This window comes from Nocardioides sp. WJ219 (assembly GCF_058559815.1).
In genome coordinates this window covers 209,852-219,926 of the sequence record NZ_JBZUJV010000003.1, presented here as the reverse complement: position 1 = coordinate 219,926, position 10,075 = coordinate 209,852, and the positions used below count along the sequence as shown (strand labels likewise).

10 protein-coding genes are annotated in these 10,075 nt (G+C 75.1%); 4 read left to right on the top strand and 6 right to left on the bottom strand.

The features are described 5' to 3' along the window. The first annotated feature begins 72 nt into the window (after positions 1-72). Positions 73-897 (top strand): NAD(P)H-binding protein, encoded by an 825-nt coding sequence (locus tag AC4MBH_RS08930; protein ID WP_491794496.1) that lies wholly within the window; start codon positions 73-75, stop codon positions 895-897. 4 nt (positions 898-901) lie between these two features. On the opposite strand, the gene nhaA is transcribed toward AC4MBH_RS08930, so the two are convergent. The 5 genes from nhaA to AC4MBH_RS08905 form a co-directional block, all read right to left on the bottom strand. Further along, the gene (gene nhaA, locus AC4MBH_RS08925) at positions 902-2,770 is read right to left on the bottom strand and encodes a Na+/H+ antiporter NhaA (protein WP_491794494.1); all 1,869 of its coding nucleotides are present in this window, start codon (positions 2,768-2,770) and stop codon (positions 902-904) included. Between the two features lie 39 nt (positions 2,771-2,809). Continuing rightward, on the bottom strand, positions 2,810-4,687 hold the full coding sequence (locus AC4MBH_RS08920; protein ID WP_491794492.1) for a cation:proton antiporter domain-containing protein: 1,878 nt from the start codon (positions 4,685-4,687) through the stop codon (positions 2,810-2,812). Positions 4,688-4,830: 143 nt separating this feature from the next. Continuing rightward, complete coding sequence (gene menD, locus AC4MBH_RS08915; protein ID WP_491794490.1) at positions 4,831-6,414, bottom strand: 2-succinyl-5-enolpyruvyl-6-hydroxy-3-cyclohexene-1-carboxylate synthase; 1,584 nt, start codon at positions 6,412-6,414, stop codon at positions 4,831-4,833. After that, the gene (locus AC4MBH_RS08910; RefSeq protein WP_491794489.1) at positions 6,411-7,340 is read right to left on the bottom strand and encodes an o-succinylbenzoate synthase; all 930 of its coding nucleotides are present in this window, start codon (positions 7,338-7,340) and stop codon (positions 6,411-6,413) included. Before AC4MBH_RS08910 ends, menD begins: the two co-directional genes overlap by 4 nt. Next, a complete protein-coding gene (locus AC4MBH_RS08905) occupies positions 7,337-8,296 on the bottom strand; it encodes an AMP-binding protein (RefSeq protein ID WP_491794487.1) in 960 nt (319 codons plus the stop codon). The genes AC4MBH_RS08910 and AC4MBH_RS08905 overlap by 4 nt, the downstream gene beginning before the upstream one ends. Before the next feature lie 100 nt (positions 8,297-8,396). Between AC4MBH_RS08905 and AC4MBH_RS08900 the strand changes: the two genes are divergently transcribed. Beyond that, positions 8,397-9,269, top strand: a complete 873-nt coding sequence (locus tag AC4MBH_RS08900; protein ID WP_491794485.1) for a 1,4-dihydroxy-2-naphthoate polyprenyltransferase — start codon at positions 8,397-8,399, stop codon at positions 9,267-9,269. A 19-nt stretch (positions 9,270-9,288) separates the two neighbouring features. Beyond that, positions 9,289-9,426 carry a hypothetical protein gene (locus tag AC4MBH_RS08895; RefSeq protein ID WP_491794484.1) on the top strand — a complete coding sequence of 46 codons (138 nt, stop codon included), beginning with the start codon at positions 9,289-9,291 and terminating at the stop codon, positions 9,424-9,426. A gap of 7 nt (positions 9,427-9,433) precedes the next feature. On the opposite strand, the gene AC4MBH_RS08890 is transcribed toward AC4MBH_RS08895, so the two are convergent. Next, positions 9,434-9,700 carry a DUF4229 domain-containing protein gene (locus AC4MBH_RS08890; RefSeq protein ID WP_491794482.1) on the bottom strand — a complete coding sequence of 89 codons (267 nt, stop codon included), beginning with the start codon at positions 9,698-9,700 and terminating at the stop codon, positions 9,434-9,436. 74 nt (positions 9,701-9,774) lie between these two features. Between AC4MBH_RS08890 and AC4MBH_RS08885 the strand changes: the two genes are divergently transcribed. Beyond that, positions 9,775-9,993 (top strand): hypothetical protein, encoded by a 219-nt coding sequence (locus AC4MBH_RS08885; protein WP_491794481.1) that lies wholly within the window; start codon positions 9,775-9,777, stop codon positions 9,991-9,993. Positions 9,994-10,075: the final 82 nt, after the last annotated feature.

Here is a 10,075-nt window from a genome sequence, read left to right as displayed (position 1 = left end):
GGACCGCTCCCCCACCCCGGCGGGCCGGGACACCACGACGGTGTCCCGGCCCGTCGGCCTATCGTCGGTCGCATGCTCGCCATCACCGGTTCCACCGGGGCGCTCGGCGGCCTCGTCGCCCCCGCGCTCGCCGACCTGCGACCCCGACTGGTCGTGCGCGACCCGGCGCGGGCGCCGCAGCTCGGGCTCGACGTCCACGTGGCGGCGTACGACGACGCCGCCGCGGCGACCGCAGCGCTGGAGGGCGTCGAGGTGCTGTTCATGGTCTCGGCCTCCGAGTCCGAGCACCGTCGGCGCGAGCACCGCACCTTCGTCGACGCCGCCCGCCGCGCCGGGGTGCGGCACGTCGTCTACACCTCGTTCTCCGGCGCGGCCGCCGACGCGACGTTCACCCTGGGCCGCGACCACTTCGACACCGAGACCGCCCTGCACGAGAGCGGCATGACGACCACGGTGCTGCGCGACAACTTCTACCTCGACGTCCTCCCGCTGTTCGCCGACGCCGAGGGCGTGCTGCGCGGGCCGGCCGGCAGCGGCACGGTGGCGGCGGTCGCCCGGGCCGACGTGGCCGACGTGGTGGTGACGGTGCTGCGCGACCCCGCCGCCCACGCGGGGGCGACGTACACGCTGACGGGCCCGGAGGCGCTGACCCTCGACGAGGTGGCCGCGCGCGCCGGGGTGGTGCTGGGCCGCGAGCTGCGCTACCGGCCCGAGACGGTCGAGGAGGCCTACGCCTCACGCCGCGCCGCCTACCCCGACGCGCCCGACTGGCAGCTCGACGCCTGGGTCAGCACCTACACCGCGATCGCCGACGGCTCGTGCGCCCACGTCTCCGACGACGTACGACGGCTCACCGGCCACCCGGCCCGCACGGTCGAGGACGCGCTGCGCGGCTGAGCGTCTACCGGAGGGTGCGTTCGAGAGCAGCGATCAGGGTGAGCGAGTCGAACGGGCCCTGGTGCCGGGTCTCGCCGACGAAGAACGTGGGCGTGCCCCGGACCCCGCTGGCCTCGGCGCTCGCGATGTCGCGGCGGATCCGGTCGTGGAGCGCCTCGTCGTCGAGGTCTTCGACGAACTGCTCCGGGTCGCAGCCGACGGCGACCGCGTGCTCGACGAGATCGTCGCGCTCGAGCCGGTCCTGGTGGGCGAAGAGCCGCTCGTGCATCTCCCAGAACCGGCCCTGACGGTCGGCCGCCTCGACCGCGACGGCCGCGAGCTCGGAGTGCGGGTGCACGTCGAGCGGCAGGTGCCTCACGACGTAGCGCAGCCGGTCGCCGAAGTGGTCGCGCACGTCGCGGGCGGCACCGGTCGCGCGCAGGCAGAACGAGCACTCGTAGTCGAGGTACTCCACGAGCAGCATCGGCGCGTCGGCCCGGCCGCGGACGTGGTCGACGGCGGGGTCGACGGGCTCGGCGAGGTGCACCGGCAGCGCGGCGTCGCGCTGACCCAGGAACCGCGCGGCAGCGGTGAAGACGGCCCACCCGACCAGGCTGGCCAGCACCGCGGAGATCAGCACCCCCACGGTGGCCTGGGCGGCGAGCCGCTCGTCGTCGAAGGCGAGCCCCACGATCAGCAGCGAGACGGTGAACCCGATGCCCGACAGCGCCGCGCCGGCGAACACGTGGCCGCCGCCGACGCCCTGCGGGAGCGCGCCCCAGCCGGCGCGCACCGCTGCCACGGCGCCCAGGCCGATCCCGAGCATCTTGCCGGCGACGAGCCCCAGCGCGATGCCCCACGTGAGCGGTGAGGTGAGCGCGTCGCCGAGGACGCCGTCGCGCAGGTCGACGCCGGCGTTGGCCAGCGCGAACACCGGCACCACGACGTAGCTGGTCGGCGCGTGCAGCACCTCCTGCAGCCGCTCGTTGACCGAGATCGCGCGGTTGAGGCTGCGCCGGGCGTTGCGCTGCACGTCGGGCAGCGGTGACTGCCGGAAGATGCGCATCTGTGCGGCGGCGTTCTCGACCTTGACCCGCACCGGGTCGTACGCCGGCACCAGCAGGCCCGCGAGCATGCCGGCGATCGAGGCGTGCACGCCGGACGCCACCGTCGCGCCCCAGCACACGACGGTCAGCGTGACGTAGGGCCACGCGCGCCACTCGTGGCGCCGGTCGAGCACCACGAGGCCGACCAGGCAGGCGGCGGCGATCGAGAGGGGGACCAGCGAGACGTCGTCGGAGTAGACGAGGCCGATCACCGAGACGGCGACGATGTCGTCGATGACGCTCAGCGTGAGCAGGAAGATCCGCAGCTGGGTGGAGACCGCGGGTCCCACCAGCGCGAGCATCCCGAGCAGCACGGCCGTGTCGGTGCCGATCACCGCGCCCCAGCCGTGGGCGGCCTCGCCGCTCGGGTTCAGCGCCAGGAAGATCGCGACCGGGACGAGCATGCCGCCGATGCCGGCCACCACGGGCACCGTGAGCCGGTTGCGCTCGGTCAGCTCGCCCATGGCGAGCTCGCGGCGTACCTCCAGGCCGACGACGAAGAAGAACACGACCATCAGGCCGTCGTTGATCCAGTGGTGCAGGTCCATCGAGATGCCGCGGCCGCCGAGGTCGACGGTGAGCACCAGGTGCCACAGGTCGTCGTAGCGGTCCGACCACGGGGAGTTGGCCCACAGCAGCGCCACCAGCGCGACGGCGACGAGCAGCCCGGCGCTGCCGGCCTCGGTGCGGATGAAGGTGCGCAGCGGGGTGCGCAGCTGGTCCTCGAAGTCGTCCTCGACGTCGACCGGGGTGATGTCGGTGCTGTCGGCACCGGGACGCGCGGTCACGCTCGGGAGCCTATCGAGACCAGTCGGCTCCCGGCAGCCTCACGCCGTGAGGTGGTGGACGAAGCACCAGCGCCACTCCTCGTCGGGCTCGGCCGACTGCATCACCGCATGGCTGGTCTCGTGGAAGTGGGCGGTGGCGTGGCGGTCGGGCGAGGAGTCGCAGCAGCCGACGTGCCCGCACTCGAGGCACTGGCGCAGCGCGACCCAGCGGTGCCCGGCGGCGACGCACTCCGGGCAGCTGCCCTCGGTGACGGTCTCGGCGACCGGGTGCGCCTCGAGGTGCTCGCACTCCTCCCCCGGGCGGCGCAGCGACGACGTGCGGAGCTCGGCGCGGTCGGAGGCGGCCCGCTCGAGCATCGACTCCTCGACGTCGAGCATCGCCAGCACCTCGGCGACCACCACCGACGGCGTGGTGCCCTGCGACCGGATCTCGAGGACCCGCTCGCGCTCCACCTCGATCATGGCGAGCCGGATGCGGGAGTAGACCTCGCTCGGGGTCTCCTCGTCGGCGGTCGTCCCGAGCCGCTCCCAGGCGGCGAAGTTGCGCTGCTCGATGCGCTGCTTGATCAGCGTGACGACGCCGTGCACGTCGTCGACCTCGGTCTCCTTGAGGAAGTGGAACCCGGCCTTGGAGGCCTGCTGCAGCAGGGTCGCGCGGGCCAGGGCGTCGTCCATCGGGTCCGGCGACGGCACCTCGAGGCGGCTGGCGAGGACCGGCAGCGAGAGCCCCTGGATGATCAGGGTGCCGGCCACGCAGGTGAAGGCGATGAGCAGCAGCACCTCACGGTGCTCGGTCTCCTCGGGGATGATGAACGCCGCCGCGAGCGTGACGACGCCGCGCATGCCGGCCCAGCCGAGCAGGAACGTGTACGTCGGCGGCGGGATCTGGCCGGCCTCGGGCCCGGCGGTCGGGCGGACCAGCAGGTAGCGCGCCGGGAAGACCCACAGCAGCCGGAGCGCGATGACGCCGACCAGGGACAGCACGCACACCAGCGCGATCCGGGCGCCCGACAGCGAGCTCTGGCCGACGTCGTCGAACAGCATCGCCGCCTGCAGCCCGATCAGCAGGAACACGGCGTTCTCCAGGACGAAGGCGATGGTGCCCCAGTTGGTCCGCTCGGCGATCCGGCTCTGCGCGCTCTGCAGCACCGGCGCCCGGTGCCCGAGCAGCAGGCCGGCGACGACGACGGCGATCACACCGGAGGCGTGGACCTCCTCGGCGGCGACGTACGCCGCGAACGGGACGACCAGCGAGATCGCGGTGTCCATCAGCGGGTCCTCGAGGTGCCGGCGCACCTTGCCGACCACGACGTAGAACGCCAGGCCGATCGCGACACCGCCGCCCGCGGCGACCACGAAGTCGACGGCGACGCTCCAGGCGGTCACCTCACCGTGGTGGTCGGCGGCCAGCCCACCCGCGGCGATCGCGGTGCGGAGGGTGACCAGGGCCGTGGCGTCGTTGAGCAGCGACTCGCCCTCGAGGACCGTGGTGATCCGCCGGGGCAGCCCGATCCGGCGTCCGACCGCGGTGGCGGCGACGGCGTCGGGCGGCGCCACCACCGCCCCGATCGCGAACGCCGCACCCCACCCGAGGCCGGGGATCAGCGCGTGTACCAGCACCGCGATCCCCGCCGCGGTGAAGACGACCAGGCCGACCGAGAGCAGCAGGATCGAGCGCCGGTTGGCGTTGAAGTCGACCAGGGAGGCCCTGATGGCGGTGGCGTACAGCAGCGGCGGCAGCAGCCCGAGCAGCACCACCTCGGCCTCGAGGTGGATCTCCGGCGCCCCCGGCACGTACGACGCCGCCGCGCCCGCCACGATCAGCACCAACGGCGCCGGAAGGTCGACCCGCTCCGCCACCGCGGTCACGACCAGCACGCTCACGGCGAGCACGACGAGCAGCAGCGCGATCTCCACCGGCCCATTGTCCTGGGCGATGCGGTCGACCGGCGACGTGCGCCCCGTCCCTGGGACGGCCGCGCGGGGATAGTTCGATACCTCATCAACGTAAGACGCGTCTTGGAGGTTGACCAGGTATCGAAGTATCCCCGCGTAGCGCGTCAGGGACGGAGTGCGCGGATGCGGGCGTCGAGGTCGCGGCGGCCGTCACGGCGTACCCGCGCCTCGACCACCTCGAGGCCGCCGTTGGGGGCGGCGATGGCCTGCTCGAGCTGGGGCAGCGAGTCGACCCGGAGGTGGGGGGTGCGGGTGGCGGCGCACAGGGCCGCGAGGTCGACGCCGTGCGGGGTGCCGAAGAGCAGCTCGAACCGGTCGGCGTGCACCGGGTCGCCCTGCTCGAGGACGGAGAAGATCGAGCCGCCGTCGTCGTTGACGACCACGATCGTGAGGTCCGGGCGCGGCTCGTGCGGCCCGAGCACCAGGCCGTTGCTGTCGTGCAGGAACGTCACGTCGCCCATCAGCGCGAGCGTCGGCCCCTCGTGACGGCCGAGCGCCGCACCGACGGCCGTCGAGACGGTGCCGTCGATGCCGGCCAGGCCGCGGTTGGCGACGACCTTGCGCCGCTCCCCCACCGGCGTCGGCCGGGCCATCAGGTCGAGGTCGCGGACCGGGTTGGACGCGCCCACGACCAGCTGCACCCCCGGCGCGACGGCGCGCGCCACCGCCCCCGCCACCTCGTACGGCGTCAGGTCGGGCTCGGCCGCGAGCAGCGCGTCGAGCTGCCGCGAGACCGAGCGGTCGGCCTCGCGCCAGGCGGCGAGCCACCCGTCGTCGTCGCGGCCGGCCGGGACCACGGCGGCCGCGGTGCGGGCGACCGGGTAGGAGCGCTGCGCCCACGCCCCGGCGGCCGGCACCGAGACCACCTCGACGTCGGCGCGCGCGAGCAGCCGGCTCACCGGGCGCGAGAGGGTCGGCCGGCCGAGGACGACGACCCGCTCGACGGCGGCGCCGAGGTCGGTGCCGAGCAGCAGCCGGTAGCAGCGCAGGGCGTGGTCACCGGTGCGGGCGCCCGACGACGGCTCGGCCAGCAACGGCCAGCCCCCGGTCTCGGCGACCCGGCGCGCGGCGGGGCCGGCGTCGTCGCCGGCGACCACCACCGTGCGCGGCCCCATCGGCAGCACCGTCGCCGCCCCACCGGGATAGTCGTGGACCTTCGGCACGCGGTGCGGAACGTCCACGACCATCCCGGTCCAGGGGGCGTCGGGGAGGAGGGGATCGTCGAGCTGGACGTTGAGGTGGACGGGCCCGGACAGGTCGTCCCCGAGCCCCAACGGCCGCGGTGCGGCGAGGTCGACGGTCGGCAGCAGCCGCCCGAAGATCCCGACCTGGTCGGTGGTCTGGTTGGCGTCGGTGCCGCGCAGCCGGGCTGGCCGGTCGGCGGTGACGAACGCGACCGGCAGCGCGCAGTGCGCGGCCTCGAGCGCGGCCGGGTGCAGGTTGGCGACGGCGGTGCCGGACGTGCACACCACCGCCGTACGCCGGTGGCTGCGGGCCAGTCCGACGGCCAGGAACCCGGCCGACCGCTCGTCGATGCGGGTGTGCAGCCGCACCAGCCCCGCCCGGTGCGCGTCGTACGCCGCGAACGACAGCGGGGCGTTGCGGCTGCCGGGAGCCACGACGACCTCGGTCACGCCGGCCTCGACGAGCTGGCGCAGCACGTCCCGGGCGAGCTCGGTGGCGGTCACGGCGCCACCTCGCGCAGCCGCGACTCCCAGTGCGCGACCCGCTCGGGGGTGGCGGCGAGCCGCTCGAGCGCGGCCTCGTCGACCACCGGCGCGCCCACCGGGAGGACGCCGTCGACCGGCAGCAGCGGGGCGACCGCGACGTCGTCGGTGAGCAGCTGCACGGTGGCCAGGCCGCAGGCGTGGGGCAGGTCGGGCAGCGCGGCGGCGAGCGCGAGACCGGCGGCGATCCCGACCGAGGTCTCCAGGGCGGAGGAGACGACGACCGGCAGGCCGATGTCCTCGGCGACCCGCAGGCACGCCCGCACCCCGCCGAGCGGTTGCACCTTGAGCACGGCGATGTCGGCGGCCTCGAGGTCGCGCACGCGGTAGGGGTCGGCGGCGCGGCGGATCGACTCGTCGGCCGCGATCCGTACGTCGACCCGGCGCCGCACCAGCGCCAGGTCCTCGACCGAGGCCACCGGCTGCTCGGCGTACTCCAGCCCGCCCGCGGCCCGGTCGAGCCGGCCGATCGCGGTGACCGCCGCGTCGACCGACCACCCGCCGTTGGCGTCGATGCGCACCAGGCCGCCGGGGCCAAGCGCGTCGCGCACCGCCTCGATCCGGGCCTCGTCGTCGGCGAGCACCTGACCCGGCTCGGCGACCTTCACCTTGGCGGTCCGGCAGCCGCCGGCCGTCACGATCCGGTGGGCCTCGGCGGGACCGACCGCCGGCACCGTCACGTTCACCGGGACGACGTCACGCACCGCCGCCGGCCAGTCGCCGGCGGCCGCCTCGCGGGCGCAGGCCAGCCACGGCGCGGCCTCCGCGGCGTCGTACTCCAAGAACGGGCTCCACTCGCCCCAGCCGGCGGCGCCCTCGACCAGCGCCACCTCACGCGTGGTGATGCCGCGGAACCGGGTGCGCATCGGGATCGAGAGGACCCTCATCCGGCCAGCTCCCGCAGCCGCAGCCGGTCGGGCTTGCCGTTGCCCAGCAGCGGGATCGCGTCGAGCACGACCACCTGCCGGGGTGCCCACGAGCGGGGGTGCTCCGCGGCGACCCAGTCGCGCGCCTCGGCCTCGGCCACCGCACCGACCACGAACGCGACGAGCCGGTTGCCCCACTCGTCGTCGGGGACGCCGACCACCTCGGCCTCCCGGATCCCGGGGTGGGCGCGCAGCCGGGCGGCCACCGCCGGCCCGGGCACGTTGACGCCGCCGCTGACGACCACGTCGTCGACACGGCCGAGCACCTGCAGCCGGCCGTCGTCGTCGAGGCGTCCGGCGTCGGCGGTGCGGAACCACCCGTCCACCAGCACCTCCGCCGTCAGCGCGGGGTCGCCGGCGTAGCCGTCGAACAGCGTCGGCCCGCCGATCCGGATGCGCCCGTCGGCCGCGACGGTCACCGCCACGCCGTCGAGGGGCACGCCGTCGTAGACGCACCCGCCCGCCGTCTCGGCCGCGCCGTACGTCGCCACCACCCGGACGCCGGCCGCGGCGGCCCGGGTGCGCAGGACCGGGTCGACCGGACCGCCGCCGAGCAGCACCGTGTGCGCGCGGCGCAGCGCCGCGGCGTCGGCGCCGTCCTCGTCGAGCATCCGGCGCAGCTGGGTCGGGACCAGGCTGGTGAACCACCCGTCGCCGTCGGGCCAGCCGTCGCCGGTCCACGGCTCGTGCCCGGCGACCAGCGAGCGGCAGACGACCTGGATGCCCGCGACGTACGACGCCGGCAGCCTGAGCACCCACCGCCCCGTGCCGCCGAGGCGGCGCTCGGTGGCCGCCACCGAGGCCAGCACGGCGCGACGTGACAGCACGACCCGCTTGGGTCGGCCGGTCGATCCGGAGGTCTCGACCACCAGCGGGTCGGGCTCCCCGGGCGCCTCGAGCCACGCCGCGTAGTCCACGCGATCACGCTAACGGTCCGTCGCCCGGCGGCGCCGCGGGCTCCCGGCCGGGCGCCACCTGACCGCGCGCCCCGCCCCGCGGGCTGCTTAGATCCTGGGCGTGGCGACGGCAGGTGAGTGGGTCCAGGGTGCACGTCCGCGCACGCTCCCGGCGGCGGTCGCCCCGGTGCTCGCCGGCAGCGGCGTCGCGGCGTACGACGACGCCGAGGCCTGGTGGAAGGCGCTGCTCGCGCTCGTGGTCAGCCTCGCGCTCCAGGTCGCGGTCAACTACGCCAACGACTACTCCGACGGCATCCGCGGCACCGACGACGTCCGGGTCGGGCCCGTGCGGCTCACCGCGGCCGGGCTGGCCCCGCCCGCGGCGGTCAAGCGGGCGGCGTTCGTGGCGTTCGGCGTGGCCGCGGTCGCCGGGCTGGTGCTGGCCGCGACGACGGCGTGGTGGCTGGTCGCCGTCGGCCTCGTCAGCGTGGCCGCCGCCTGGTACTACACCGGTGGCTCCAAGCCCTACGGCTACCTCGGGCTCGGCGAGGTGATGGTGTTCGTGTTCTTCGGCCTCGTCGCGGTCGTCGGCACGACGTACGTGCAGACCGAGGAGTGGTCGGCCGCGGCGCTCGTCGCCGGCGTCGGGATCGGCGCGCTCGCCTGCGCCATCCTCGTGGTCAACAACCTGCGCGACATCCCGACCGACCGCGAGGTCGGCAAGACCACGCTCGCGGTCCGGCTCGGCGACCGGCGGACGCGGTTCCTGTACGCCGCGCTGGTCGCCGTCGCGGCCGTCGCCGTGGTCGTGGTCGCCGTGCTGACCACGTGGTGGGTGCTGGCCGGGCTCGGCTTCCTGGTGCTCGCCGGCCGCGGGGTCGCGGTGGTGCTCGGTGGCGCCACCGGGCCGGGCCTCGTCCCGGTGCTCCAGACGACCGGCCTGGCCGAGCTGGCCTGGGCGGTGCTCGTCGCCGCCGGGCTCACCCTGGGCTGAGCGGCGTACGCTCGGCAGCGTGAAGCTCCTCCTGCTGCTCGCCATCATCGCCGCCGTCGTGGCCGCCTACCGGCTCCGGGTGCCGATCATGGCCAAGGTCCTCGGCCAGCCCCAGAGCCGGGTGCAGCGGCACCTCGACCGGCGTCGCGACCGCTAGCCGGGGGTCACTGGTCGTCGACGTCCTCGCGGGCGCGACGCTCGTCGAAGGCCGCCGTCGCCCGCTCGGCGCGCGCCTCCACCTTGCGGGCCAGCTTCTCGCGCGGACCGGCCAGCACCCAGTAGGAACCGACGCCGCTGACCACCAGAGCGATCAGGAACGTCAGGCCCAGCTTGGCCTCGTCGGTGACGAGGAGCCAGGCACCCGTCACGGCGGCCCACGTGAGCAGGAACAACCCCAGCCGCAGCGCGGTGTAGACGACGAAGTCCTTCACCGGTCCAGGGTATGCCGTGGGCGGTATCTCCGTTTGCGCGGCCACCGCACCCACCCGGGCTCTACGCTGGGACGGTGCTGCGGTTCCTGTTCCTGCTGGCCCTCTTCGCGGTGATGGTCTACGTCCTCGTCCGCGTGATGCAGCAGCGCGGCGGGATGTCCGGCCGCCCGGCCCGCCCCCGCCGCCCCCAGCGCCCGTCTCCGCCGCCCCGCATCGTCGCCCCCGACGACGACGAGGACTTCCTGCGCGACCTCGACCGCAAGCGCCTCAACCCCGAGGACCCCGACTCCTGACGGCTGGCGTCGTACGACGGGCGACGGGCGACGGGCTTGTCGTTCCCGCGCGATCGAACGGCAACGACAGATCCCGGGCCGA